The organism is Mesorhizobium sp. B283B1A (assembly GCF_020165735.1).
GTDB lineage: Bacteria > Pseudomonadota > Alphaproteobacteria > Rhizobiales > Rhizobiaceae > Mesorhizobium > Mesorhizobium opportunistum.
Window position 1 is genome coordinate 1 of record NZ_JAIUIQ010000002.1, and the last position, 25580, is coordinate 25580.

Below are 25580 nucleotides of genomic sequence, written 5' to 3' on the forward strand. Positions count from 1 at the left end.
CCCCCCCCCCCCCGGTCGGATTATTTGTTTTCCTTGGTCTGGCCCATGATCTCCTGGGCCGTGAAATTGATGCCGCAGGTCGGGAAGGAATTGCCGACGAAGAAATTGTCGGACTGGTCGGGGAAGAAATCCTGGCCTGCCTTGAAGTTGGGATCCTCGACGATTGCCAACGGCAGCTTGACCGACTGCGGCACGACATTGCCTTCAAGGGCTGCTATCGCCGTCTTGATGGCGACCGCCACCTGGGCAGGACCAGTGCCGGCCGATGAGCATTTGAGCCCATCCGCCGCATGCGCCGAGCAGAATTTGCGGAAGCCATTCTCCGTTTCGCCGCCGAACGGAACAAACGGATGCTTGGCGTCCATCATCGCCTGCACGATGCCGGTATCGCCGCCTTGCCCGGTGATGCCGTCGAAAGGTCCATTGGTGGCGATCGCGTCGGCTGTCGCTTTCTGGGCCACGCCATCGTCCCACTTGCCGACCACCTCGGTGACGGCCCACTTCTTGCCGGAACCGTCGAGCACTTCGTGGATACCGGCATGGCGGTCGGTATCGACGGAGGTGCCGGCAACGCCGCGCACTTCAAGCACCTTGCCGCCGTTCGGCACGTGCGAGACCAGCCACTTGCCCCACAATGCGCCAAGGCCCTTCTGGTCGACATTGACGTTGATGGCATCCTTGGTGTCGAGGATGTTGTCGAAGGCGACCAGCACCACGCCGGCTTCCTTGGCACGCTTGATGACCGGTCCGAAGGCGGTCGGATTCTGCGCATTGACGACGATCGCGTCAAAGCCGGAATCGATGAAGTTGTTGATCGCGGAGATCTGCGCCGGAACATCCTCGCCGGTCGAGACGACCTTGAACTCCTTCAGCTTCTTGGCGACATCCGGCTGTGCGGCATAGGCCTTGGCGGTCTGCACCATCTGGATGCGCCAGGTGTTGGCGATATAGCCGTTGGCGAGCGCAATGCGGTATGGACCGTCCTTCTTGGGGAATTTGAAGAATTGGGTATCGGCGGCCCAGGGCGCAAAACAATCCGGCTCGGCGGCCGGTCCCTTGACGACTTCGGGCCCCGCGGCCATCGCCGCCGAACTCAACATGACGAATGCAGTGGCGGCAACGATGCCACCAACGAGTGACTTGATCATCGATATTCCTCCCATTTGCAGTTCTGATTTATCTGTTGGCTGCAGTACAATTGACGCGCTTGCTCAAGCACCTCCTGCCTTGGCCCACCGCTGTTTCAGGCGGTCAACGCCGACCTGATCCTCTCCCTTGTCGCTCCCTCAAGCGGCTACGAAAACTATCATATTATCCATAATAAACAAGAAACATTCTGTCGCTTATGTATAATAAACAGAGTTGTTCCTCTTGTGAGTTTTCGCGAGCGCGGGATGGTAGCGCTACCAAGAAAGCCTGTAAAGTCTCATTTCAGCGAACTCTAAGATACTCGGCGGGCAGTGCTCTCGCGGCGCTTGAGCTCGAAGCCGAGATCGACGACCCGCTGCTGCGGCCTGTCACCGCCGATCGCCGCCAGCGCCATGGCGACAGCACGCCGGCCGATTTCATAGCGATGGGTGCGGATGCTGGTGACCGAGGGAAACGCCACCTGCATCATGTCGAGATCGTTGAAGCCGACGATGCCGATGGTCTTTGGCACGTCGATCGCTGCGCGGTGGCATTCGAACAGCACGCCGAGCGCGATGTCGTCATTGTTGCAGAACACACCGTCGAGCGTCGGAACCTTGGCGAGGGCATCCCGGAACAGTTCGCGGCCGAGCGACACGCTGGACGGCACCGGCGTGGTGGTGACCAGGCGCGGATCGAACAGACCGGCTTTTTCCATGGCGATCCGGTAGCCGGCAAGGCGGCGCTGCGAGCGCGGATCCATGCGGGCGCCGATGAAGCCGACGCGACGATACCCCATCTCGATCAGGTGCTCGGTCGCCGTTCTGCCGCCGTCGAGATGCGAAAACCCGACCATCATGTCGACGGGATCGGGGCCGATCTCCATCACCTGCACCACCGGGCAACCGGCATTCTCCAGCAGTCTTCGTGAACTCGGCGTCTGATCGATGCCGGCCACGATCAGCGCTGCAGGCCGCTGCGAGCCGAACAGCTGCAAGAGCCGCTCCTCCTCCAGCCCGGAATAGTGCGTGTTGCCAAGCTGGATGCGGAACGGACTGTCCGACAGGCTGTCATAGATGCCGCGCACCACTTCGGCGAAAACGTTGTTGGTGAGCGAAGGCACCAGCACGCCGAACACCTCGGCGCGCGCCGAGGCCAGCGCCCTTGCATTGGGGTCCGGCACATAGCCGAGTTCGTCGACGGCGGCCTGGATCTGGCGGCGCAAATCCTGGCTGACGCGCTCCGGCTCGCGCAGCGCGCGCGACACGGTAATGGCACCGACGCCGGCCTTGCGCGCGACATCGGATATGGTCGGGCGGCCGCCGCCCCGGCGCGAGCGCGGCTTGATCAAGGCCATGGCCCGTGCGCATGTCCGCCGAAGCGGACCCGCAATACGATCATCTGAGCTGTCGACATGTCACCGGCCCGTTGCCGCACCCTTCGGCCTTTGGCGTCGCGCAGTGCCTGTCCGTTGTCAAGCCGAGGCACTCAGCAGCCGCACCGCGCCCTTTATCTCAGGCCGCAACAGTGGCCCTGTGCCTCGCCTTCCACATGAACAGGCCGATGGCCAGTATGTTCAACAAATTCCAGGCGATGCCGTTGAGGAATGCTGCGGCGTAGGAGCCAGTCAGATCGTAGATCCAGCCCGACATCCAGCCGCCGATCGCCATGCCGAAAATCGTCGCCATCATGACGATGCCGATACGCTGGCCGGCCTCCTTGGCAGGCAAATATTCGCGCACGATGATCGCGTAGCACGGCACGATGCCGCCCTGCGACAGGCCAAACACCAGCGACACGACATAGAGCGAGGCGAGCCCGTCGAACGGGATGTAGAACAGCAGCGACAGGCATTGCAGTACCGAACCGATAAGCAAGGTTTTCGCGCCGCCGATGCGGTCGGCAATAAAGCCGGAGGCAAGCCGGCTGACGACTCCCGCCGCCATCATGATCGACAGCATGTCGGCGCCATGCGCCACCCCGTAGCCGAGATCCATGCAGTAGGCCACGATATGCACTTGCGGCATCGACATGGCTACGCAGCAGCCGAGACCGGCGACGACCAGCAGCGCCTGCAACGCCGCCGGCGACATTGGCATCGGCTGCACCGGCCGGCTTCCCGGCGAGCCGGCGGCCGCAGCCTCCGGAGCGCCGCGCCGCAGCATCAACACCAGCGGCACCATCGTAACCAGGCAAAAGATGCCGATGGCGGCATAGGTGAAGCGCCAGCCTTCCGCTTTCATCACTGTCGGCATAATGGTCGGCCAGATCGCTCCGGCAAGGTAGTTGCCTGCCGCGGCGGCTGTCACCGCGACGCCGCGCCGGCGGTTGAACCAGTGCGAGATGTCGGCGATCAGCGGCCCGAAGATCACCGAGGTGCCGACACCGATCAGTACCCCCTGGGCAAGGGTGAATTGCAGGATAGAGGTCGACAGCGCGGCCAACAGGAGGCCTGCGGATAGCGCCACGGAAGAGATCAGCGCCGGGATCCAGTAGCCCATGCGGTCGATGGCGCGGCCAACCAGCACATTACCGGCGGCGAAGCCCACCATGGTTGCAGTGTAGGGCATCGATGCCGCGGCGCGGTCGACGCCGAACTCGGCCTGCACGGCGGGCAGCACCACGACAACGGCCCACATGCCCACGGCGCCGATCGTCGCCAGCAGCATCGAAATGGCAAGCCGCATCCAGGCGTAGGAACTGTCGATGCCGGGGCTCGGCCGGCTCAAATCTGTTCGGGTCAAGGCGTTTCCTGTCGGCGATCTCGAAATCGGCTGCCGTTCGCTCCCACTATCGCCGCATTCTGAGCCCGCAGCAGCGCCACGACAGGCAAATCCGTGGCTCCAGAGCGGACAAGAAATGCGGGAACCGAGGCCAATGTGTGGAGTTTTCCGGTCAGCAACCCCGCAAAGGAGTCCCAGCCATGACCGCTGCCAAGGAAAAATGGTCGGCCGAGGTGACCGAGCACAGCAACGCGATGGATCTCGAGGACCATGTCTTCGAATCCGACGATGCCAAGAAGATCGCTGCCTCGCTCAAGCGATCGGCCGAACACAGCCACAGGCGCAAGGCCGAGCCGTTTCAGTCCGCCATGTCGATGCTGAATTTCTACATCAACCGGGCCGGCAAGAACCTGCCCGCCACGCGCAAAAAGGTGCTCGAAAACGCCAAGGACGAACTGCGGGTGGCCTTCGGCCGCGAGAAAGAAGGCTAGCGCCCGGGCCTAACGCGACTTGATCACGTGGTCGGTGTTGGCTAGCAATTTGCGCACCGCGTTGCGTGCTGCGTCCGGCCGCTGCAGGCGGATGTTCTTCTCGATCGCCTCATGCAGCTTTTGCGCATGGTTGAGATCGTCGACGGCCCGCGTCGTATAGGTGAAGAGATGATCGAAGGCGGACTCGATCAGGACGCCGAGCGGAACCAGCAGATCGTTGCCCGAGGCGCGCAGGATGGCAAGATGGAAGTGCGTATCGGCGCGCGTGCGCTCCTGCAGGCTCGTCGCCTCCCCCATCTCGCGGCAGGCCTGGCTGATCTCGGCCATCTGCTCGTCGGTCCGCCGCATGGCCGCAAAGGCGGTCGCTTCCGGCTCGATGATATGACGGAACTCCTGCACCGTCTTCAGGAACACCTCGCGGTCCGGCGACGTCGCGTACCAGGCGAGCACGTCTCGGTCGAGCAGGTTCCAGCGCTCCTTGGGCTCGACCCAGCTGCCGATCTTGGGGCGTGAGGCCAAAAGGCTCTTGGCCATCAGCATCTTGATCGCCTCGCGGACCGCCGAACGGCTGACGCTGAAAGTCTCCGACCATTTGGCTTCATTGGGCAGGATGGTGCCGGGCGGATAATCGCCGCGCACGATCCGCAGACCAATCTCGCTGGCCAGTGATGTGTGCACGCTGGAGCCGGGAATGCGCGCCGCGTCGGACCGCCGAACACCGGCCGGGCGCTCAGCGGCTTTAGCCTTTTTCGGCGATCTTTCCTTGTTCGGCTTTGCGTCCCGCATGCACTTCAGAAAGGCTGGTTTGCGGAAGCTGTCAAGCACTGTCGGGCGGTTAGGCCGCAAAGCCCGCCGCTATGCACAGCCCAGCCCGTTCCGCTGCTCGATTGCGCATGTTGAGGTTCAGGTCAGGCCGGCATCACCTGAACCTCGACCTGCCTCAGGCGGTTTTGACGTATTTGCGCCAGCTATGCTCCGGTCGGAAACCCAGCATGTCGCGCGCCTTGCGGTTCGATAGCAGCGTCTCGTATTCGCCGAGCTCCGCCTTGACCGGCACATCTGGATAGAACCGCTTCAAAAGCTCCGCCGTCGGCAGATCCGACGACGTGTCGTCATTGGCGGCGTTGAACACCTGGTAGCCGTGCCCATCCTTCTCGATGGCGCGCAGCGTGATCTGGCCGAGATCGCGCGCGTCGACATAGCTCCAGGCGATGCGCTTGCGGAAGCCCGGATCGGCGAACCATTTCGGGAACAGCGAATACTCATGCGGCTCGATGACGTTGCCGATGCGCAAGGCGTAGATGTCGGTGCCATTGCGCTGTGCGAAAGCCCGCGCCGTCTTCTCGTTGACGATCTTGGACAGGGCGTAGCTGTCCATCGGATCGACATCATACTCCTCGTCGAGCGGGAAATATTTGGGGTCCCGCGGCTCGTTGGCGAAGACAAGGCCGTAGGTCGTCTCGCTGGATGCGACGATCACCTTGCGGATGCCAAGCTTCACCGCGGCCTCGATGACGTTGTAGGTACCCATCGCATTGATGCGGAACACCTCATTGTCGGGCGTGATCATGATGCGCGGGATGGCGGCGAAATGCACCACCGCATCCACCGGCTGCGGGCGCAGCGACGGGTCGAATTCGTGCAGGCCCATATAGCTCGACAACGCGTTGAACACCTGCCCGCTGTCGGTGATATCCGTGATCAGCGTGCGCACCTTGGGATTGTCGAGCGGCTTGGTGTCGATGTTGAGCACCTGGCAGCCCTGCTCGACAAGATACTGCACGACATGACGCCCAGCCTTGCCGCTGCCGCCGGTGAACATGATCCGCTTCGTCATTGTGGTCTCCATGACAGGCTCTGGAATTCCCGTGTATTGTCAGACAATATTGCTTTCTGCAACCGCGTAGGGCTAAAACGGCGGCGCTATTATCAATAATCTGGGATAGGACTGAGAACATGAACACGACTGCCGCGCGCGAGACGATCGGCTTCATCGGCCTTGGTCTGATGGGACACGGGATCGCCAAGAACATCGTCGACAAGGGCTATCCCCTGACGTTCCTCGGCCGCAAGAACCGCAAACCGGCGGAAGATCTTCTGGGCCGTGGCGCCAAGGAAGCCTCGACCTCGCGCGATGTCGCCGCGGCATCGACGATCGTCTTCATCTGCGTCACCGGTTCGCGTGAAGTCGAGGCCATCATCCGCGGCCCGGGCGGCCTCAAGGAGGGGTTGAGAAAAGGCTCGGTCGTCGTCGATTGCTCGACCTCCGATCCGGTCTCGACCGTGGCACTGGCGACCGAACTCAAGGCGCTGGGCATCGATTATGTCGACGCACCGCTGAGCCGCACGCCGAAGGAAGCCTGGGAAGGCACGCTCGACGCCATGGTCGGCGCGCCCGATGCTCTCTTTGCCCGGGTGAAGCCGGTGATCGAAACCTGGGCCGGCCGCATCGTCCACATTGGCGACACCGGCGACGGCCACCGTATGAAACTGCTCAACAATTTCATCTCGCTGGGTTATGCCGCGATCTATTCCGAAGCACTGGCCCTGGCGCAAAAGGTCGGCATCTCGCCGCCGCGTTTCGACAGCGTCATCCGCAACGGCCGCATGGATTGCGGCTTCTACCAGACCTTCATGCGCTGGACGCTGGAAGGCGATCGCGACGCGCACAAGTTCACCATAGCCAACGCCTTCAAGGATCTGACCTATCTGGAATCGATGGCGGGCGCCGCCGGCATTGCCAACCCGCTCGGCAACGCCACCAAGAACTCCTTCGCCGGCGCCCATGCCACAGGCCCGGCCGAGCAGTTCGTGCCGATGCTGGCCACCCATATCGGCAAGGTCAACGGCGTCGACCTGATGCCCATGAAGGACGGCAAGAAGCAGACGATTTGAGAGAACAGTTCTCCCAGGGAAAATGCGTCAAAACAAGGAGCTGGGGCAGCTAGGCGGCCTTACCGCCGGCCCCTTCCGATCCCTTCATCGGTGTCGGCAAGCAGCTTGTGCACCGCATTGCGCGCCGCCGCCGGGCGCTGCAGGCGAATGCTTTTCTCGATCGCTTCGTGCAATTTCTGCGCTCGCGGCTGGTCGCCGACCTGCCGCGTCGTGAACACGAAGAGATGGTCGAGCGCAGACTCGATCAACACGCCGAGCGGCACCAGCAGGTCGTTGCCCGAGGCGCGCAGGATGGCGAGGTGGAAGCGTGTATCGGCGCGGATGCGTTCCGGCAGGTTCGCCGCCTCGCCCATCTCGCGGCAGGCCTGGCTGATCTCGGCCATCTGCTCGTCGTTGCGCCTTATGGCGGCAAAGGCGGATGCTTCCGGTTCGATGATGTGACGGAACTCCTGCACGGTGCGCAGGAACGCTTCGCGGTCGGGTGCGGTCGCGTACCAGGCAAGCACGTCGCGGTCGAGCAGGTTCCAGCGCTCCTTCGGCTCGACCCAGCTGCCGATCTTGGGGCGTGATGCCAAAAGGCTCTTGGCCATCAGCATCTTGATCGCCTCGCGCACCGCCGAGCGGCTGACGTTGAAGGTCTCGGCCCATTTGGCTTCGTTGGGCAGGATGCTGCCGGGCGGATAATCGCCGCGCACGATCCTGAGGCCGATCTCGCTGGCCAGCGAGGCATGGACGCTAGACCCCGAAAAGTGCGCGGCATCCACTCTGCGCGCCGCCGGATCGCGGTTGGCTTGCACCTTGGCCCGGCTGGCTTGTTTCTTTGCCTTTTCGTCCGGCATTCACGTTCCAATAGGTTCGGCCGTCTGTCGCCCGGATCGATCCGGATCTGCGCGGCGCCGATCCCGTTGCCGAATTCAAACTCTGGACGCGTCAAAGCTGGAGCCAATTGCCCCGGCTACCGCGTCTTCTGAAGTTTCGATGGAACGGGGCGCCCGGCGCCGGGCGCCCCGAAGTTGCAGCCTATTTCTGGATGCAGGTGTCGACCGTGTCCTTGGTGCATTCGTCGAGGCCGGTGAAGACCGGATCGTCGACCTTCTTGCCCTCGATGAGGTCGATCATCACCGACGGCGCCTTGTAGCCCATCTCGAACGGCCGCTGACCGACTAGAGCGGTGACAAGGCCGTCTCTGGCGATCGCCACCTCGTCGCCGATCGTGTCGGCGGCGCCGATGACGAAGTCGTTCTTGGCCAGCCGGTCCTTGAGCGGGCCGACCAGGTCGCGGTAGGGCTGCGGGGCGCCGAACAGCGGCCAGCCGCCCATGATGCCGAACGCGTCGAGCTTGGGGTTGGCGGCGAGGATGTCGGTCATCGCCTGAACGCCCTTGGCGCCGTCGTCATTGGTGAACACCGGACAGCCTGCGACTTCGGTCCAGCCACCTTCGCCGGCAAGCGCCGAGAGCCCTTCCTTGCCCGTCAGTGCGTCGCGCATGCCTTGCGCGCGGCGCAGGATGTTGTCGGCCGCCGGATTGCCCTCGATGGTGCAGATCGTGCCGCCATTCGGCTTGGCCTTCTTGATGTATTCGCCGATCTTCTTGCCCATCAGGTAGTTGTCGGTACCGAGATAGGTCTTGCGAAGCGCGGCGTCGTCCTTGGAAAGGTCGGCGTCGACGGTCATGATCGGGATCGTCGGATTGGCGGACTTGATCGTCTGCGCGATCAGCGGCGCGTTGGACGGCGAGATCGCCATCGCGACCGTGTCGGCCTTGCTCAGCATGTCCTGGACGATCTGTGCTTCGCCGGCTTCGTCGGAAGTCGACGCCGGGCCGGTGTAGAAGCATTCATATTCCGAGCTGGCGTTTTCCTTGTTCCACTTCTCGCAGCCTTGGTGGATGGCCTCGAAGAACGGATTGTCGAGACCTTTCACCACGATGACGAGCTGCTTCTTGGCCAATGCCGGCCCGGCGCCCAACGCCATGGCGGCGACGGCGGCGAGCAAAAGTGTTTTCCTCATGTCAGTCCTCCCTTGGAAACAGACGGACACGGCGTGCCCGCCACACAAACCAGCCCGGATGCAAGATGACGAAGGCGCGAGCGCTCGTGCCATCAAGCCAGGCCGATGAGCATTTTCAGATGCGACCGGGCCGGCATTCGCCGGCACGATCGATAATAACCTCCAGCCGCTCCCGTCGCCGATGATGGCGTCAAGGGAACCAGCGTATCTTCCTCCGGCTCCCAGCTAATAACGGCGGACGGCCAACGTCAATTGCAATTTGTCCTACAAAACTGATTTTTCAAAACAGCACGAAACTATTCGTCTGACAATTGGATTTTCTTGTGCATCCGACAATTGACGCCCGCGCGGCCATTCGCGTAAATGCCGGTCATCGCTGGTTCCGGGAGGATCTGGGAGCGCGACGTGAAGGCAGCACCCTATTTTGGGTATGCGGCAAACATGGGAGGCAACAGGCTGGTGGCGGTTCTCGAACTCACCAATATCTCGAAGCATTTCGGCGCCATCCAGGCGGTCAACGACGTGTCGCTGTCGATCGAGCCCGGCCAGGTCGTCGGCCTGATGGGCGACAATGGCGCGGGCAAGTCAACATTGGTCAAGATGATCGCCGGTAATTTCCATCCGAGCCATGGCATCATGCGCATGGACGGCAAGGAATTGATCCTGAACAAGCCGGCGGAAGCCCGCCAGCACGGCATCGAGATCGTCCACCAGGACCTTGCGCTCTGCAACAATCTGACGGCCGCCGCCAATGTCTATCTCGGCCGCGAACTGCGGCGCGGCGTTGGCCCATTCCGCATCCTCGACTATGCCGCCATGTACAGGCGCGCCGGCCAGCTCTTCGCCGAATTGAAATCCGAGACCCGCCCGCGCGATCTCGTCAAGCAGATGTCGGGCGGCCAGCGCCAGGCGGTGGCGATTGCCCGCACCATGCTGTCGCAAGCCAAGATCGTGCTGATGGACGAACCGACGGCGGCGATCTCGGTCAGGCAGGTCGCCGAAGTGCTCAACCTGATCCGCCATCTGCGCGACCAGGGCATCGCCGTGGTGCTGATCAGCCACCGCATGCCCGACGTGTTCGACGTCGCCGACCGCGTCATCGTCATGCGGCGCGGACGCAAGGTCGCCGACAAGGCAATCGCATCGAGTTCGCCCGAGGAAGTCACCGGGCTCATCACTGGCGCCATCGAGCAGGTCTCGTAGGCGCGGCTAATTTCACCAGGCTGGCGCGTATCGCAGCCGGCAGGAAAGGTCGATAATGGCAGTCACCCTTGACCAGACGATCGCACAGAAGCAGCACAGTTTCCTGTCGCGGCTGTTCTCCACCCAGACCTTCTGGGTGGTGATCGCCGTCATCCTGGCCTGCATTTTCCTGTCGTTCGCAACCGACGCCTTCGCCACATCGAAAAACCTCTACAACATCACCCGCAACATCACCTTTGTCGCCATCATCGCGCTCGGCATGACCTTCGTCATCATCACCGGCGGCATCGACCTGTCGGTCGGCTCGGTGCTGTGCCTGTCGTCGATGGTGCTAGCCGTCACCATGCATGCCGGCTACTCGATCGAGGTCGGCATCCTGGCTTCGATCGCCACCGCGCTCGCCATCGGCGCCTTCAACGGCATTTTGATCGCCTATCTCGGCTTTCCGCCGTTCGTGGTGACGCTCGGCATGCTATCGATTGCCCGCAGCCTGGCCATGGTCGCCTCCAACAACACCGTCGTCTTCCAATTCGGCCCGGACCACGACAAGCTTCTGGCGCTCGGCGGCGGCGCCTGGGTGTTCGGCATCGCCAATCCGGTGCTCTACATGATCCTGCTGGGGCTGATCACCGGCTTCATCCTGCGCTGGACCAAATTCGGCCGCCACATCTTCGCCATTGGCGGCAACGAGCATGCGGCGACGCTGACCGGCGTCCCGGTGAAGCAGATCAAGGTCGCCGTCTACATGATCTCGGCGCTTTCGGCCGGCATTGCCGGCATCATCCAGACCGGCTGGCTCGGCGCCGTCACCACCAATCTCGGCACCGGCATGGAGTTGCAGGTCATCGCCGCCACCGTCATCGGCGGCGCCAATCTGGCCGGCGGCGTCGGCACCGCCTTCGGCGCCATAGTCGGTGCGGCCCTCATCGAGGTGATCCGCAACAGTCTCGGCCTGCTCGGCATCAATGCCTTCTGGCAGGGCGTGTTCATCGGCGGCGCCATTCTGATGGCCGTGCTGTTCGACCGCATCCGCAATTTCAGACGCAGCGACTGAAGCTCAAGCGCCTGTCCTTCTCCCACAAGGGGCCCTGTCCTTCTCCCACAAGGGAACCGTCCTTCTCCCACAAGTGAGAAGTGCGAAGCGTTATTCGTTCTGGTTCCTATCGTTCAGTCTGAAAATCGGCTGAAGCGGCCTGTCATGGCTATCGGCTAACAGCCGATAGCTTGACGGAAGCGGACAACCGGCCGCACAATCCTCGATGCAGGCGAAGGGAGGCCAGTCGCCTGCGGGAGGATATACCCATGACGGAAGCGATCAGGCTCTACTGGGGCCGGTTCGGACATGTTTCTGTCCTGAATGTCGCGAGCGACTTCGTCACCCATGCCCATGTCGAGGCCCATCTGATCATCTGGCTCGAAGGCACCGCCGGCGAGATGACCATCGGCCGAGAGACCGTCCGGCTCGGACCATGCACCGCCGCTGGCATCAATTCCTTCCAGCCGCACAGCCATGTCCTGTCGCAGAACGGGACGCCCGGTCTGTTTCTCGCCTTCTACATCGAGCCCGACTGGGCGCGTCGCCGCCGAGACCTGCCCTCTTCCGCGCCGCTGTTTTCGCAGGCGGCAATCACGCTGGAACCTTGGTTGCACCAGGCTGCCGCCAGCCTGCTCGACCATCTGACCGACAATGAAAGCATCGACGACGTCGCCAATTACGAGATCGAGCGCTTCATCGACAGTGTGCTCGATGCCGCCGACGCCTCGGCGCCGCAGGAGGCGCGCGCCCGCATCAGCACCATGCAGGATTTCCGCGTCCGCAAGGCGATCCAGCTGATGAAGGCTAATGTCTGCGAGCGCATCTCCTTCGACGACGTGGCGCGCAGCGTCGGCCTGTCGCGGCCGCATTTCTTCGCTTTGTTCAAGGAACAGACCAATCTGACGCCCAATGTCTACTGGAACACGCTGCGCATGGAGGAAGCGGTGCGGCAGCTGCAGTGGTCGCAGGAGCCGCTGATTTCGGTCGCCTGCAACCTCGGCTTCACCACGCAAGGCAATTTCTCGCGCTTCTTCCGCGACCATGTCGGCGTGCCGCCGACGCTCTACCGCGAGGCCGCGCGCGCAACTGCCTGAGCCCGACGCCTGTTTTTCAGACTCCTTGATACGCGCCCAAGACGCATTGATAAGCGCCCTTGAAATGGCCGCCCTACCCTTGCCCGGCTGTCGCATTCGCAAGGGAACATCATATGCCGAAAGTCACCATCTCCAGCGTCATCGACGCGCCGGTCGAAAAGGTCTGGGCGCGCATACGCGACTTCAACGGCCTGCCGGGCTGGCATCCGCGCATGGTCGAGAGCCATATCGAGGACGGCAAGGACGCCTCGACGATCGGCTGCGTGCGCAACTTCCAGCTCGCCAGCGGCGCGCGCCTGCGCGAAAAACTGCTCGACTTCTCCGATGACAATTTCCTCGTCAGCTATTCCATCCTGGAAACGCCGCAACCGCTGACCAACCACAAGGCAACGCTGCAGCTCAGGCGCGTCACCGACGGCGACCGCACCTATGCCGAATGGACAGCCAGCTTCGACGCCGCGCCCGAGGATGCCGACAAGCTGGCCGAGGGCATGGGCACCAATGTCTTCCAGGGCGGCTTCAACGCCCTGAAAAGCCATTTCGCCGGCCAGAACTGAAGGAGCGGGCCATGGCGCTGGCACTGCAGACTTTTGCAACGGTGAAGGACGCGAACGCCGCGCTGAAGGCGGCCGGCACCCGCTATCTCGGCGGCGGCACGCTGGTTATCCGCGCGGCCAATGAAGGCGACATCTCGGTTTCCGGCCTTGTCAGGTCGACCGACCCGGCGCTGTCGGCCATTGCGGTCGCCGGCGGCAAGGCCCGCATCGGCGCTTCCGTGACCATGGCGGCGATCGCCCGCCATCCTGAACTGGGCCCGCTCGCCAAGGCCGCGCGCGCCGTCGGTGGCCCCGCGGTCCGCAACATGGCAACCGTCGGCGGCAATCTGTTCGCGCCTGCGCCCTATGGCGATTTCGCGGTTGCCTTGCTGGCGCTCGATGCCACGGTCGGCACCGATGACGGCGAATTGCCCATCGAAGGCTTCCTGGCCGGACGGGACAACAGCCGCATCATCGTCACCTCGGTTAGCTTTGCGCTTCCAAGTGCCGACAGCTTCCGCTTCCTGAAAGTGTCGCGGATCAAGCCCAAGGGCGTCTCCGTGCTCAGCATCGCCGCCATTCTGGAGCGGGCTGCCGACGGCACAGTCTCCTCGGCGCGGATCGCGCTCGGTTGCATGGCCGATCGCCCGATGCGCGCCAGGGCGGCGGAAAAGGCGCTGCTCGGCCGAAGCCTGACCAAGGACGGCATCGCCCCGGCGCTGGCTGCCGCAAGCGAAGGCATCTCGCCGATCACCGATCCGATCGCCAGTGCCTGGTATCGCGCTGAAGTCCTGCCGGTCCATCTCGGCCGGCTATTGCTTGGTTAAACATCCGTCGGGGGGCGCGCGTCTGTCCGATTGCTCGGGCAGGCGCGCAAGGAGGAAACATGGCGAAAGTCCCGGTTCAATTCACGCTCAACGGCTCTGAAAAAGCCGAATTCATCGAAGGCGGCACGACGCTGCTCAACGCCCTGCGCGACAAGATCGGCGATACCTCGCCGAAGGGCGGCTGCCATCAGGGCACTTGCGGCGCCTGCACCGTCATCGTCGACGGCGAGCTCCGGCTCTCCTGCCTGACACTGGCCGAGACCTGCGATGGCGCCGCCATCACCACCACGTCCGGCCTCGCCGAGGGCGGCGTGCTGCATCCGCTGCAGCGCGCGTTCCTCGACACATTCGCCACGCAATGCGGCTTCTGCACGCCAGGCATGATCATGGCCGCCAAGGTGCTGCTCGATCACACACCCAACCCCAGCCGCGACGAGGTGATCGAGGCGCTGTCAGGCAACATCTGCCGCTGCACCGGCTATGAGCCGATCATCCAGGCGGTGCTAACCGCCGCGCGCGCCAATTCGCAGAACGCCGCCTAGAGCCGGATGATTTCGGGTCGAATCGACCTGAAATCTGAATCCGGTTCTAAATCAAAGGGATAGAGCATGATGTCGTCCGAAAACCGCCTCACACTTTTCGGCATCATGCTCTGAGGGGACCAAGAGCATGGAACTGCGCAAGAGCTACTTCGCCGATGTCCGCAAGGACGACCTGCACGAGATCGGCCAGCCCAGGCCACGCTCGGATTCGCCCGGCCACGTCACCGGCAAGACCGCCTACTTCGCCGACCGTAACTTTCCCGGCATGTTGCACCTGAAGATGGTGCGCAGCCCGCACCACCACGCCCGCATCCGCTCGATCGACATTTCGGAGGCCGAAAAGCATCCGGGCGTGGTCAAGGTGCTGACGGCCAAGGACGTGCCCCACAACGTCTACACCATCCTGATCCTGATCCAGATCGGACCCGAGGACGAGACTGTGCTGGCCGACGGCAAGGTGCGCTGGAAGGGCGAGACCGTGGTGGCGGTGCTGGCCGAGACCGAGCGCGCCGCGCAAGAGGCCGCCGCCAAGGTCAAGGTCGACTACGAGGTGCTGCCGGCCGTCTTCGACATGGAGGAAGCGCTGAAGCCTGGTGCGCCCATCGTCAACGAATATCACGGCCAGAACTATTATCTCTACGACAGCGGCGAGTGTCGCAAGGTGCGTTTCGGCGATGTCGAGGCCGGCTTTGCCGGGGCCGACCACATACTGGAGCAGAGCTACCAGTCTTCGCCGATCGAGCACGCGCCGACCGAGACCACCGGCTGCGTGGTGGTGCCCGAGGGCAATGACCGCTTCACCTGCTACACCAACACGCAGGCAATGTTCTTCACCCTCGACAACACCTCCATCATCCTGCAGATGCCAGGCAGCAAGCTGCATTTCGTCGGCGGCACGGTTGGCGGCGGTTTTGGTGGCAAGGTCGACGTCATCGTCGAGCCGATCGCCATCCTCGGCGCGAAATTAACCGGTCGACCAGTCTGTTTTATCTACAGCCGCGAGGAGGAGATGCAGATCTCCTCGCCCCGCGCCGCCGAAAAGGTCGTCATCAAGGACGGCGTCATGAAGGACGGCCGTATCGTCGCGCGTAAGGTCACCGGCTACACCGATGCCGGCGCCTATTCGCGGCACTCGCCTTATGGTGCCCAGAAGGGCGCGGGGCACTATCCCGGCCCCTATACGATCCCCAACGTCTGGATCGACACTTACTGCGTCTACACCAACCGCACGCCATCGTCGGCCATGCGCGGCTTCGGCGTCACCATCGGCGACTTCGCGCTGGAAGTGCAGATGGACAAGCTGGCGCGGCTGATCGGCATGGACCCACTCGAATTCCGCTTCATCAACGCCTATCGCGACGGCGACATGAAGGCGCATCGCCAGCCGACCGAGGGGGCGGCCCTGATCGAATGCATGCAGGAGGCCTCGCGCGCCGCCAACTGGCCCGTGGCGGAGAAATACATGGCGATGTCCTCCTACGCGAAGGGAGCTTGAGATGACGATCAGGCGCGGACGCGGCGTAGCCGCCATCAATTATCCCACCGGTATGAACCTTGGCGGCGACCCGACCCAGGCGCTGGTCCATTCGACACCAACCGGCAATTTCATGGTGACTTTGTCATCAGTCGATCTCGGCCAGGGCATGAAGCAGATCATGGCGCAGATCTGCGCCGAGACCATCGGCGTGCCGACGGACCGTGTCGTCGTCGACACCGCCGACACCGACACCGGCCCGCATTGCATGGGCACCTTCGCCTCACGCGGCACCCACCGCGCCGGCAATGCCGTCATCCAGGCCGCCAAGGAAGCCCGCCAGGTGATGCTGGAAGTGGCGGCGGAAGAGCTGGAAGTCAATGCGTCGGACCTCGAGACCGACGGCCAGGGCAACATACTGGTCAAGGGCGCGCCGCAGAAATCGATCTCGATCTTCGACGTCGCCCTGTCGGCGCATTTCAAGCGCGGCCGCTCGATATCAGGCCGCGGCATGTTCCTGATCCCGCGCTCCTATCCGGAGAAAGAGACCGGCGCTATGAAGCCATCGACTTGCTATGCGCACGCCTGCACGGTGGCAGAGGTCGAGGTCGACGACGAAACCGGCGAAGTGACCGTGCTGACGGTGAAGAACGTGTTCGAGATCGGCCGCGCGCTTAACCCCAAAATGGTCGAGCAGCAGCTCGTCGGCGGTTCATGGATGGGCATCAGCCACGCGCTCTACGAGACGACCGAGCCCTATTATCCCAACCGCGACCATGGCGGTACCGACTTCAACCAGTATCTGATGCCAGGCCCCGGCGACCTTGCCGAAACCGAGATCATCGTGCTGGAACGGCCCTCGGCCGACGGGCCTTACGGTGCCAAGGGGCCTGGCGAAATGTGCGCCAACCCGCAGATACCGGCGGTCGCCAATGCCGTTTTCGACGCCGTCGGCGTACGCATCGACACGCTGCCGATCACGCCGGAGCGCATCTTGCGCGCGCTCAAGGCGCAAGCGGCGAACTGAGGCCCGAAATGTCCGGGACAAACGCCGAAACGGTCGCGACCTCGCCGGAGGCGGTGGCCGAGCATCTCGCCGCCTCGCGCTATCTGGCCGACGACAGCCTGGCGACCGCGATCTTCCTGGCGATCCGCCTGGGCAAGCCGCTGCTGCTCGAAGGCGCGCCGGGCGTCGGCAAGACGGAAGCGGCGAAAGCCATCGCCGAGTTGCTCGGCCGCGATCTGGTGCGGCTGCAATGCTATGAAGGCATCGACGCCGCGCACGCGCTCTACGAGTGGAACTACCAGCGCCAGCTGCTTGCCATCCGCCATGCCGGGGAGCATGAGATCGACATCTACGACGATCGCTTCCTGATCGCGCGGCCGCTGCTGCAGGTGCTGAAGGCACCCGACCAGCGTGTGCTGCTGGTCGACGAGATCGACCGTTCCGACCATGAGTTCGAAGCGCTGCTGCTGGAATTCCTCTCCGACTTCCAGATCAGCATTCCCGAGCGCGGCACCATTCGCGCCGCCGCTCAGCCGATCGTCATCCTGACCTCGAACCGCACCCGCGAATTGGCCGAAGCGCTGCGCCGGCGCTGCGTCTACCATTGGATCGGCTATCCCGACGCCGAGCGCGAAGCCGCCATCATCATGCTGCGCGCCGGCAATGTCGCTGAAGGCACGGCGCGCGCCGTGGCGACCGCCGTGCAGACCATCCGTGCCCGGCCGCTGGCCAAGCCGCCGGGCATAGCCGAAGCGGTCGAATGGGCCAATGCCGCCACCATCCTCGAAAAATGCGGCAGCCCATGGCCGGAAGCCTTCCGCCGCGCCATCGGCGTGCTGATCAAGGACGAGGAGGATCTGTCCTATATCGCACCGGAGCTCGGCCGCATCGTCGAGGAGGCGCTGGCGTGAGCCGGGACCTCATTCCGCAACGCTGGCGGGACAGCGCCCCCCTCTGTCCTGCCGGACATCTCCCCCTCCAGGGGGAGACCAGCCGCCATCGCGGCTTTCGCCAATCTCCAGCATCGCAAAGCTGAGCGAAGCATCAAAGCTGCCAATCTCCCCCCTTGAGGGGGAGATGTCCGGCAGGACAGAGGGGGGCGACACAGAATGATGCGGGCAACAAGCCTGCCCCGTGCCGCCGTGCCCCTCTTCGGCTTCGCCCGCCTGCTGCGCCGCCACGGCTTTGCCATCGCACCCGAGCAAGTCTCCGGCTTCATGCAGGCGGTGACGCTGCTCGGCCCACGCTCGATGGCCGACATACGCGAGGCCGCCCTTGCCACGCTGGCGCCACCGCCGGACCGCCGCGATGAATTCGAGGCGCATTTCCAGAGCCATTTCTATGGCAACGCATCCGCAGTGGTCGAAGCCGACGCCGATGAGGAAACCCGAATCAAGGATGATGGCGGCGCCGACGACGAGCGGATCGAAGCCGAGCAGCAACAAGAGGGCGGCGAGCTGTCTTCGGCGCTCGAGCAATTGAGCACGCGCGATTTCCAACGCGACGACGACAGGCTGACCGCCTTTCGCCGAAGACTGTCGGCCGCCCTGCCCGCCCGCCGCTCCTTCCGCACCGTGCGCACCCATTCGCGCGGCAAGCTCGATTTGCGCCGCTCGCTCAGGGAAATCGTCAGTGCCGATGGCGATGTCCCCTCGCCGCTGCTGCGCCGGCGGCAGACCGTGCCACGCAAGCTGCTGCTGCTGATCGATGTCTCCGGCTCGATGAAGCTGCACACAGCGGACTATCTCAAGCTGGCGCACGCCGCCGTGCAGGGCGCTGACCGCGCCGAAATCTTCACCTTCGGCACACGGCTGACCCGCATCACCGCGGCATTGCGCATCCGCGATCGGGATCAGGCGCTGGCCCGTGCGGCAGCCCAGGTCGACGACTGGGACGGTGGCACCCGCATGGGGCCGACGCTGCTCGCTTTCCTCTCCGTGCCGCGCTTCTCATCCTTCGCGCGCGGTGCCGCGATCGTCATCCTCTCCGACGCGCTGGAGCGCGGCGACCATGCCGAACTGGAAACAGCCATGCGCCGGCTGAGCGCCCGCGCCTTCCGGCTGTCGCTCGCCACACCTTTGGCCGGTGACCCGCGCTTCCGGCCGGAGACGGCGGGGCTCCGCGCCATCCTGCCGGTCCTCGACGATCTGGTCGACGGCTCCTCGCTCGCCGGCCTCACCGGTTTCATCCTGTCGCTTGCCCGCCCCGCCCCGGCGGCCGAGACCATCTGGAAAAGGGTATCGTGATGCAGAAAGCCATCGACGCGCATTTCCACATCTGGCGCCAACAAGATCAGCCCTGGCTGGTCGGTCCAATGGTGCCACGCATCTTCGGCCCCTACGAGCCGATCCGTCGCGACTATCCGATCACCGAGTTTTTGGAAGACCAGAAGGGTTCGGGTGTCGAAAAGGCCGTCTATGTCCAGACCAACTGGGCCAAGGAAGATTTCGAGAAGGAAGTCGCCTTCCTGCAGAAGACGTCGGACGAGACCGGCTGGCCGCATGCCATTGTCGGCTATGCCGACATGACGGTGGACGATGTGCGCCATCAGATCGACCGGCTGATGAAATACAAATTGCTGCGCGGCGTGCGTATGCAGTTGCACTGGCACGAGACGCCGGCCTTCCGCTTCGCCGCTTCCCCCGACCAGGTCATCGACCCAAAGGTGCGCGCCAACGTGGTGCGGCTCAAGGACTACGGCCTGTCCTTCGACCTGCAGCTTTTTCCCGCCCAGATGAAGGATGGGCTGACATTGGTCGGCGACAACCCGCAAACCAACTTCATCCTCACCCATGCCGGCATGCTGACCGGCATGGACCCGGAGACGACAGAGGCCTGGAAGGCCGGCCTGCGCACGTTGTCGGCGGCGCCCAATTTCTACGCCAAGCTGTCCGGCCTCGGCACATTCGTCCACCGCAACGATCCGGCCCTGATCGCCTACATCGTCGACAACGCAATCGAGATTTTGGGCGCCGACCACCTGATGTTCGGCTCGAATTTCCCGATCGAGAAGCTGTGGACCAGCCACGCCGAGCTGATCAAGGCGCACCGCGATGCGGTGGCCAGGCATGGTCCGGCAGCGGAGGCGGATATCTTCTGGAATACGGCGGAGAAGGTGTACCGGCCGGTGTAGCGCGGGTCTTTCCCTCACTTCACCTCGAACTGCGGATCGACCGGAATCTGCATCGCCGTCACCAGGTGGTTGGTCTGGCCGGCAAGCCCGATGATCGACACCAGCTCGCCATGCTGAGCGTCGGTCATGCCCTTGGCCCGCGCCGCCGCGGTGTGCGAGTGGACGCAGTAGGAACAGCCATTGGCGGTCGAGACGGCTATGTAGATCATCTCCTTGGTAAGCGGATCGATGGCGCTGTCCGCCACCATCACCACTTTCAGCTGCTCCCAGATCCGCTTCAGCGCTGGGGGATCATTGGCCAGCCCGCGCCAGAAATTGTTGACGAAATCCGATTTCCGTATCGCGCGGATGTCGTCGAACACGGCCTTCACATCGGGGATTTTTTCGACCTCGGCATCGGTCAGGAGTTTAGTGGTGGCCATGGCATTTTCCTTTCGTGTGAATTGAATCAGGTCATGAGCAAAGATGGCTAGTCGGCTCTTCTGATTCAGTTTTCGTGCGTATCGAAACCGATCTTGATGATTGGCCGAAGCTTTTCACCTTCGTCATCCTAGGGCGAAGCAGGAGCGAAGCTCCGTCGCGGAGGCCCGAGGATCCATTCCGTGACGTCTATCGAAGTGTGCAGCGGAGCAGAATTCCGCACCGTGGCAGCGCTTCCGAGTCCCGGCATGGATCCTCGGGTCTGCGCTGCGTCGCTACGCTCCTTGCTCCGCCCGGGGATGACGAAATGACGGATGCCTCGGCTAATTCCGGTGTTCGATCCAACGGTGCGATCATCCGCCTTGCCCGCCACCTAATGTACCGCCGCATACATGATCTTCTCCTCCGTAGCCTCCGCCGGCGAAAACTCCTCGACGATGCGGCCTTGCCGGCACACGAGAATCCGATCCGACAGGTTCATGATCTCCGGCAGGTAGGACGAGATGACGACCACGGCGAGGCCCTCGTCGGCCAGCCGGTTGATGATTTGGTGGATCTCGGCGATGGCGCCGACATCGACGCCGCGCGTCGGCTCGTCGAAAATGACGATGCGCGGCTGCTGCACCAGTCCCTTGCCGATCACCACCTTCTGCTGGTTGCCGCCGGAGAGCTCGACCACGCGCGCATTGTCGTTGATCGTCTTGATGTTCAGCGTCTTCGTCCACCCGGCCGAAAGCTGCCGCATTTCCTGCTGGTTGATCACCCATGCCTTTTCGCGACCTGCCGCCAGCAGGCCGCCAAACAGGTTCTCGGCGATGCCCATGGTCTCGAAAATGCCTTCGCTCTTGCGGTCCTCGGTGACGTAGACGATGCCGTCGGCCACGGCTTCGCTCGGCACGAGATAGCGCACCGGCCTGTCGTCCAGTTCGATCGCGCCACCGCGCAAGAAATCGCGCTTGTAGATGCCGGAGACGATCTTGAACGTCTCCGTGCGGCCGGAGCCGATCAGCCCGAACACGCCGGTTATCTGGCCCTCGAAGATCGAGAAGGAATTGTTGCGCACGACATTGCTCATCGAGATGTCCTGCACCGAGAGCACCTTCTTGCCGGCTTTGCGCAGCTTGGTCTCGTCGCGCTGACGATAGATCTGTCCCGACAAGGTGCGGCCGACCATGGCGGCGACAATGCGGTCGCGGTCGAAGGCGGATGTGTCGTCGGTGATGACCAGTTCGCCGTCGCGCAGGATGGTGATGCGGTCGGCAATGGCAAGCGCCTCCTCTAGCGCATGGCTGATGAAGACGATCGACACGCCACTCGCTTTCAGCCGCCGGATCAGCGCGAAGAAGTGGCGCTTTTCCTCCGGCGTCAGCGTCGCCGTCGGCTCGTCGAAGATGATGATCTCGGCATTGTGGTGCACCGCGCGCGCGATCTCGACCATCTGCCGCTTGGCGGCACCCAGCGTCGCCACCATGGCGTTCGGATCGACCGGAAAATTCAGCGACTGCAGAAACTGCTGTGCTGAAATATACGTGCCGCGCAGCCGGTTGAGGAATTTTTCAGTACCGAGATAGAGGTTCTGCGCCACCGTCATCGACGGCACCAGGCTGGTCTCCTGGAACACCATGGCAATGCCGGCTTCAAGTGCGGCATGCGGCGACGCGTAGGCGATCTCCTGCCCCTTGTGGAACATCTTGCCCGAAGTGGCATCGACGACGCCGGCGATGATCTTGGTCAGTGTCGATTTGCCGGCGCCGTTCTCGCCAAGCAGCGCGTGGATCTCGCCCTTGCGCAGTTCGAAGCTGACTTGTCTGACCGCCGGCACGCCGCGATAATTCTTGGTGACGTTCTCCAGGCGAACGATCGGTTCCATCAGAAACCTCCCGCGTCGACGGAAAGGATGCAGTCGCCACCCCTGGAGGCGATAAGCAACTCGCCCCCCTTTTCCGCCACGCTGCAGATGCCATGGCGTGTGCCGTTGGCGCGGCTGTGCAGGCTGAATTGCGGTTGCACCCTTGCATCGAGCCTGACCACCAGTCCGTAGGAGCGGCTCGGCGACCACGGCTTGTGGATGCCCATGGTACGGATGCCGCCGCACTGCAGCGGCTCAAGGAAGCTGCGGCTGGAGGCCAGCGCCGGCGCGATCCAGTATGCCGGCGGCACTTGGTCGATCATGTCCTGCCGGTAGTGCGTTTCCTGCAGCACGAACTCGATCAGCCGGTTGCGTGGCGCAAACAGTGTCAGCCATGCCGCGCCATCCGCGGATGGCGACAGGCGAGCAGGATAGCCAGGCAGATGCGTCAGCACCGTCGAGCGGCTGCCGGTCGCGCCGTCAAGGCGGACGAGCTGATGGCGCCAGCTTTCGCTGACCAGAACGTCCCCGCCGACGGGATGGAGACCGTAGGGGAAAGCGAGATCGCCGGCCACTTTGCGGAAGTCCCCGCCGGCCGGGTCTCGCTTCCAAAGCGAACCGGACGCGCCCTTCTTCATCAGATCGGCGGCCCATTGCGATGGCGTATGGTCGAGCGAGCCGTTGGCCAGCCACAGCGTGCCGTCCTCTGCATAGACGAGCGCGGTGATGCAGCGGACACCGGCCGGCAGCGAAATCTCTTGACCGCCAATCAGCAGCTTGCCGTTTTCCAGCCCGACGGTCAGTTCACCCGATCGCGACAGAGCCAACGCCGTAATGGGAGACGAAAAGGTCTCGACCACCTTGGGCTCGGTTTCGGCGGCAAGCGAATAGACGGCGTTGCCACTGGAGGCGAGCAGCCGGTCACCGGAGACCAGAAGATTATCCGGCTCGGTTAGCTCCGCAAAGGCCGGCGCATCGTCCAGCCGCGTGTTGGGCCGAAACGCACCATCCAGCGGCGGGATGGTCACCGCCTTGCCGCGAAACATATCCAGGATCGGATCGAGGATCATGATGCTGCTCCCCAATAGGAAGCCGGGCTGGTCCAGTTCGGGTCGGCGCCTGAAATCTTGTAGCGACCGATGCGGTTGTTGAGGATACCGCCGACGAACAGAGAGCCCTTGTGCTCGCGCATCGAAGTGACCATCGGATGCGCGCCGCCGGTGAGGTCGCCCATCGCCTCGACGATGCTGCCCTTCTCCGTGAATTTCACCACGCCGCCGGTGTTGATGTTGGGAAACAGCCATTCATCCTGCGGCAGCCGGCGGGTCATGCGCTTGCGCATGTCGGGATGGCGCAGCGACAGGTCGAAGCTCGGCGTGCGCATGCCGAGCCACGCCATCCAGTAATTGCCGTCCGAGGCGCGGTTGATGTTGTCGGGATATCCAGGCATGTCGCGAATGAGGCATTCGGCGGTGCCGGCCTTCGGCCCCTCCAGCCAGTAGCGATGCACGCGACAGGCCCAGCTTTCGGCGAAGAACAACGACTTGCCGTCATGGGCCATGCACACACCGTTGGTATAGCGATAGCCGTCGAGAAGCGTCTTGGTCGAGCCGTCCTTTGGGTCGTAGACCAGCAATCGCCCCGTGGCGCGGTTCTCGATCGAATCCAGTGCCCAGTCATGGGCGTCGTAGCGCTTGGTGGAGTCGGTGAAATAGATGCGGCCGTCAGGTGCGATATCGCAATCGTTGGGGTCACGCAGCCGCGCATCGTCGACGATCGAGGTCCAGGACCGCGATGTCTCGGCCGACAGGCGTTTCACCTCGCGGTCCGGCGAGACGGAATAGAGCCCCATTGCGCCGACGCAACTGATCAAATTGCCCGATTTGTCGAAGGCGAGGCCGAGCGGAAAGCCGCCGATATGGGCAAACACTTCCGACTTGACGTAATCGGGCGCGAAAAAGCGGACGATCTCACCATGACGCGTGCCGCAGTAGAGATTGTCGTCGCGGTCGAGGATGACGTCCTCCGGCCCTTCCAACTCGCCAAGCCCGATATGGTCGGCCGCCGACAGCCGGTTGTCGAGTTCATAAGGCGTGCCGGAGCCTGGTGCTGCGGACTGCGTCTCGCCCATCTTGAGATAGACCGGCGCGACATAAACCTCGTTCAGCACCTTGTGACGGTTCTTCAGCCAGCGGATGTCGATGGTCACCGCCACCGCCAGCATGATGCCGAGCACCATCTGGTTGGTGCCTGTGCCGTAGCCCAGCCGGATCAGACCGTTGGTCATCGTCAAGACGATGATCGCGCCCATCAGGCCCTTGATCACCGAACCGCGCCCGCCGCCAAGGCTGACACCGCCGACCACCGCCGCCGTCAGCGCCATGATCTCGAGATTGAGGCCGGTTCCCGGCCCTGCCCCGCTCAACCGGCAGGCGATGAGGAAACCGCCGATCGAGGCACAGAAACCGGAGAACACATAGGTCATGAACACGGTGCGGCGCACGCGGATGCCGGCATTGTGCGCCGAGCGCCTGCTGCCGCCGACCGCCAGCACGTGCCAGCCCGGCCGCGAGCGCGTCAGCGCGATATGGGTGACGATGGCCAGGATGATGGCCAGCCACACCGACACGGAGAGCCCCCAGAAGGTGCTGTCGCCGATGAAATCCAGCACATCCGAGGTCGCCGTCGAAAGCTGGACGTCGGCGGCGTAAGTGGTGACCAGGATGTCGAACAGCGCCCGTCCGAAAATGAAGGTGACCAGCGTGGTGAGGAAGGCCCGCAGGCGCAGGTAGCCGACGAGATAGCCGTTGATGGCGCCGAAGACGAGGCCAGTGGCGAGCGATGCGGCCAGCGCCAGCCAGATCGACTGTTCGAGGATGAAGAAGACATAGACGGCAGAGAAGCACGACAGCGCGAAGATCGAGCCGACCGACAGATCGATGCCGCCGCCCAGCATCACCACCGTCATGCCGGTCACCACCATCGAGAACTCGCCGAGCTGGCGGGTCGATTCCTGCAGCGAGGTCAGCTTGAAGAAGCCCGGAATGATCGACCCGAAGGTCGCCAATGTCACCACCAGCGCCAGGAAGGGAATAGCGTTGTCGGTCCAACGTTTGGTCAGGATCTCGCCGACCAGATGGTCGGGCACGAGATTGTAGCGCCAGGACTGGAGGCGTTCGCGAAAGGACATCGGCTCACTGCGGCAAGAGAAAG

Annotated in this window: 24 protein-coding genes; 13 read left to right on the plus strand and 11 right to left on the minus strand. The window is 63.4% G+C overall.

Annotated features, from left to right (window positions below):
- Positions 1–20 precede the first annotated feature (20 nt).
- From LB577_RS01335 to LB577_RS01345, 3 genes are all read right to left on the minus strand, one after another.
- Positions 21–1148 carry a sugar ABC transporter substrate-binding protein gene (locus LB577_RS01335; RefSeq protein ID WP_013894574.1) on the minus strand — a complete coding sequence of 376 codons (1128 nt, stop codon included), beginning with the start codon at positions 1146–1148 and terminating at the stop codon, positions 21–23.
- A 293-nt stretch (positions 1149–1441) separates the two neighbouring features.
- Positions 1442–2485, minus strand: coding sequence for a LacI family DNA-binding transcriptional regulator (locus LB577_RS01340; protein ID WP_224685238.1), 1044 nt, complete (start codon positions 2483–2485; stop codon positions 1442–1444).
- A 157-nt stretch (positions 2486–2642) separates the two neighbouring features.
- Entirely contained in the window at positions 2643–3872 is a 1230-nt protein-coding gene (locus LB577_RS01345) for an MFS transporter (RefSeq protein WP_224685239.1), read from the minus strand.
- Between the two features lie 179 nt (positions 3873–4051).
- Here LB577_RS01345 and LB577_RS01350 point away from each other — a divergent pair, with 179 nt between their 5' ends.
- Positions 4052–4342, plus strand: a complete 291-nt coding sequence (locus LB577_RS01350) for a DUF3175 domain-containing protein (RefSeq protein WP_023768265.1) — start codon at positions 4052–4054, stop codon at positions 4340–4342.
- Positions 4343–4351: 9 nt separating this feature from the next.
- On the opposite strand, the gene LB577_RS01355 is transcribed toward LB577_RS01350, so the two are convergent.
- Complete coding sequence (locus LB577_RS01355; protein ID WP_224685240.1) at positions 4352–5128, minus strand: FadR/GntR family transcriptional regulator; 777 nt, start codon at positions 5126–5128, stop codon at positions 4352–4354.
- Positions 5129–5282: 154 nt separating this feature from the next.
- A complete protein-coding gene (locus LB577_RS01360; RefSeq protein ID WP_224685241.1) occupies positions 5283–6179 on the minus strand; it encodes an NAD-dependent epimerase/dehydratase family protein in 897 nt (298 codons plus the stop codon).
- A gap of 119 nt (positions 6180–6298) precedes the next feature.
- Between LB577_RS01360 and LB577_RS01365 the strand changes: the two genes are divergently transcribed.
- Complete coding sequence (locus tag LB577_RS01365; protein WP_140576762.1) at positions 6299–7237, plus strand: NAD(P)-dependent oxidoreductase; 939 nt, start codon at positions 6299–6301, stop codon at positions 7235–7237.
- Between the two features lie 59 nt (positions 7238–7296).
- Here LB577_RS01365 and LB577_RS01370 read toward each other — a convergent pair whose 3' ends face one another.
- The gene (locus tag LB577_RS01370; RefSeq protein WP_013894567.1) at positions 7297–8076 is read right to left on the minus strand and encodes a FadR/GntR family transcriptional regulator; all 780 of its coding nucleotides are present in this window, start codon (positions 8074–8076) and stop codon (positions 7297–7299) included.
- Between the two features lie 181 nt (positions 8077–8257).
- The gene (locus tag LB577_RS01375; RefSeq protein WP_013894566.1) at positions 8258–9247 is read right to left on the minus strand and encodes a sugar-binding protein; all 990 of its coding nucleotides are present in this window, start codon (positions 9245–9247) and stop codon (positions 8258–8260) included.
- A 459-nt stretch (positions 9248–9706) separates the two neighbouring features.
- On the opposite strand from LB577_RS01375, the gene LB577_RS01380 reads away from it, so the two are divergent.
- From LB577_RS01380 to LB577_RS01425, 11 genes are all read left to right on the plus strand, one after another.
- A complete protein-coding gene (locus LB577_RS01380) occupies positions 9707–10450 on the plus strand; it encodes an ATP-binding cassette domain-containing protein (protein ID WP_224685442.1) in 744 nt (247 codons plus the stop codon).
- Positions 10451–10505: 55 nt separating this feature from the next.
- Positions 10506–11504, plus strand: a complete 999-nt coding sequence (locus LB577_RS01385) for an ABC transporter permease (RefSeq protein WP_023768273.1) — start codon at positions 10506–10508, stop codon at positions 11502–11504.
- A 248-nt stretch (positions 11505–11752) separates the two neighbouring features.
- Complete coding sequence (locus tag LB577_RS01390) at positions 11753–12580, plus strand: helix-turn-helix domain-containing protein (RefSeq protein WP_224685242.1); 828 nt, start codon at positions 11753–11755, stop codon at positions 12578–12580.
- Positions 12581–12693: 113 nt separating this feature from the next.
- Positions 12694–13137, plus strand: a complete 444-nt coding sequence (locus tag LB577_RS01395) for an SRPBCC family protein (protein WP_023779831.1) — start codon at positions 12694–12696, stop codon at positions 13135–13137.
- A gap of 11 nt (positions 13138–13148) precedes the next feature.
- The gene (locus tag LB577_RS01400; protein WP_224685243.1) at positions 13149–13943 is read left to right on the plus strand and encodes an FAD binding domain-containing protein; all 795 of its coding nucleotides are present in this window, start codon (positions 13149–13151) and stop codon (positions 13941–13943) included.
- Positions 13944–14002: 59 nt separating this feature from the next.
- Positions 14003–14485 (plus strand): (2Fe-2S)-binding protein, encoded by a 483-nt coding sequence (locus tag LB577_RS01405; RefSeq protein ID WP_224685244.1) that lies wholly within the window; start codon positions 14003–14005, stop codon positions 14483–14485.
- Between the two features lie 127 nt (positions 14486–14612).
- Positions 14613–15980: a xanthine dehydrogenase family protein molybdopterin-binding subunit gene (locus LB577_RS33045; RefSeq protein ID WP_263495784.1), complete on the plus strand. Its 1368-nt coding sequence runs from the start codon at positions 14613–14615 to the stop codon at positions 15978–15980.
- Position 15981: 1 nt separating this feature from the next.
- Complete coding sequence (locus tag LB577_RS33050; protein WP_013894558.1) at positions 15982–16986, plus strand: xanthine dehydrogenase family protein molybdopterin-binding subunit; 1005 nt, start codon at positions 15982–15984, stop codon at positions 16984–16986.
- 8 nt (positions 16987–16994) lie between these two features.
- On the plus strand, positions 16995–17876 hold the full coding sequence (locus tag LB577_RS01415) for an AAA family ATPase (protein ID WP_224685245.1): 882 nt from the start codon (positions 16995–16997) through the stop codon (positions 17874–17876).
- Between the two features lie 198 nt (positions 17877–18074).
- Entirely contained in the window at positions 18075–19211 is a 1137-nt protein-coding gene (locus LB577_RS01420; RefSeq protein WP_224685246.1) for a vWA domain-containing protein, read from the plus strand.
- Entirely contained in the window at positions 19211–20098 is an 888-nt protein-coding gene (locus LB577_RS01425) for an amidohydrolase family protein (RefSeq protein ID WP_224685247.1), read from the plus strand. The genes LB577_RS01420 and LB577_RS01425 overlap by 1 nt, the downstream gene beginning before the upstream one ends.
- 14 nt (positions 20099–20112) lie before the next feature.
- On the opposite strand, the gene LB577_RS01430 is transcribed toward LB577_RS01425, so the two are convergent.
- The 4 genes from LB577_RS01430 to LB577_RS01445 all read right to left on the minus strand — a co-directional run bounded on the left by LB577_RS01430 (position 20113) and on the right by LB577_RS01445 (position 25557).
- Positions 20113–20520, minus strand: coding sequence for a carboxymuconolactone decarboxylase family protein (locus LB577_RS01430; protein ID WP_224685248.1), 408 nt, complete (start codon positions 20518–20520; stop codon positions 20113–20115).
- A 371-nt stretch (positions 20521–20891) separates the two neighbouring features.
- Complete coding sequence (locus tag LB577_RS01435; protein ID WP_224685249.1) at positions 20892–22388, minus strand: sugar ABC transporter ATP-binding protein; 1497 nt, start codon at positions 22386–22388, stop codon at positions 20892–20894.
- On the minus strand, positions 22388–23437 hold the full coding sequence (locus LB577_RS01440) for a hypothetical protein (RefSeq protein ID WP_224685250.1): 1050 nt from the start codon (positions 23435–23437) through the stop codon (positions 22388–22390). The genes LB577_RS01435 and LB577_RS01440 overlap by 1 nt, the downstream gene beginning before the upstream one ends.
- Positions 23434–25557 (minus strand): ABC transporter permease, encoded by a 2124-nt coding sequence (locus tag LB577_RS01445; protein WP_224685251.1) that lies wholly within the window; start codon positions 25555–25557, stop codon positions 23434–23436. The genes LB577_RS01440 and LB577_RS01445 overlap by 4 nt, the downstream gene beginning before the upstream one ends.
- Positions 25558–25580 lie beyond the last annotated feature (23 nt).

Coding starts and splice junctions, on each gene's coding strand:
- LB577_RS01425 (WP_224685247.1), top strand. CDS start 19,211: ATGCAGAAAGCCATCGACGCGCATTTCCACATCTGGCGCCAACAAGAT.
- LB577_RS01350 (WP_023768265.1), top strand. CDS start 4,052: ATGACCGCTGCCAAGGAAAAATGGTCGGCCGAGGTGACCGAGCACAGC.
- LB577_RS01365 (WP_140576762.1), top strand. CDS start 6,299: ATGAACACGACTGCCGCGCGCGAGACGATCGGCTTCATCGGCCTTGGT.
- LB577_RS01405 (WP_224685244.1), top strand. CDS start 14,003: ATGGCGAAAGTCCCGGTTCAATTCACGCTCAACGGCTCTGAAAAAGCC.
- LB577_RS01375 (WP_013894566.1), bottom strand. CDS start 9,247: ATGAGGAAAACACTTTTGCTCGCCGCCGTCGCCGCCATGGCGTTGGGC.
- LB577_RS01400 (WP_224685243.1), top strand. CDS start 13,149: ATGGCGCTGGCACTGCAGACTTTTGCAACGGTGAAGGACGCGAACGCC.
- LB577_RS01370 (WP_013894567.1), bottom strand. CDS start 8,076: ATGCCGGACGAAAAGGCAAAGAAACAAGCCAGCCGGGCCAAGGTGCAA.
- LB577_RS01335 (WP_013894574.1), bottom strand. CDS start 1,148: ATGATCAAGTCACTCGTTGGTGGCATCGTTGCCGCCACTGCATTCGTC.
- LB577_RS33045 (WP_263495784.1), top strand. CDS start 14,613: ATGGAACTGCGCAAGAGCTACTTCGCCGATGTCCGCAAGGACGACCTG.
- LB577_RS01440 (WP_224685250.1), bottom strand. CDS start 23,437: ATGATCCTCGATCCGATCCTGGATATGTTTCGCGGCAAGGCGGTGACC.
- LB577_RS01415 (WP_224685245.1), top strand. CDS start 16,995: ATGTCCGGGACAAACGCCGAAACGGTCGCGACCTCGCCGGAGGCGGTG.
- LB577_RS01360 (WP_224685241.1), bottom strand. CDS start 6,179: ATGACGAAGCGGATCATGTTCACCGGCGGCAGCGGCAAGGCTGGGCGT.
- LB577_RS01435 (WP_224685249.1), bottom strand. CDS start 22,388: ATGGAACCGATCGTTCGCCTGGAGAACGTCACCAAGAATTATCGCGGC.
- LB577_RS01395 (WP_023779831.1), top strand. CDS start 12,694: ATGCCGAAAGTCACCATCTCCAGCGTCATCGACGCGCCGGTCGAAAAG.
- LB577_RS33050 (WP_013894558.1), top strand. CDS start 15,982: ATGACGATCAGGCGCGGACGCGGCGTAGCCGCCATCAATTATCCCACC.
- LB577_RS01420 (WP_224685246.1), top strand. CDS start 18,075: ATGATGCGGGCAACAAGCCTGCCCCGTGCCGCCGTGCCCCTCTTCGGC.
- LB577_RS01355 (WP_224685240.1), bottom strand. CDS start 5,128: ATGCGGGACGCAAAGCCGAACAAGGAAAGATCGCCGAAAAAGGCTAAA.
- LB577_RS01445 (WP_224685251.1), bottom strand. CDS start 25,557: ATGTCCTTTCGCGAACGCCTCCAGTCCTGGCGCTACAATCTCGTGCCC.
- LB577_RS01385 (WP_023768273.1), top strand. CDS start 10,506: ATGGCAGTCACCCTTGACCAGACGATCGCACAGAAGCAGCACAGTTTC.
- LB577_RS01390 (WP_224685242.1), top strand. CDS start 11,753: ATGACGGAAGCGATCAGGCTCTACTGGGGCCGGTTCGGACATGTTTCT.
- LB577_RS01430 (WP_224685248.1), bottom strand. CDS start 20,520: ATGGCCACCACTAAACTCCTGACCGATGCCGAGGTCGAAAAAATCCCC.
- LB577_RS01340 (WP_224685238.1), bottom strand. CDS start 2,485: ATGGCCTTGATCAAGCCGCGCTCGCGCCGGGGCGGCGGCCGCCCGACC.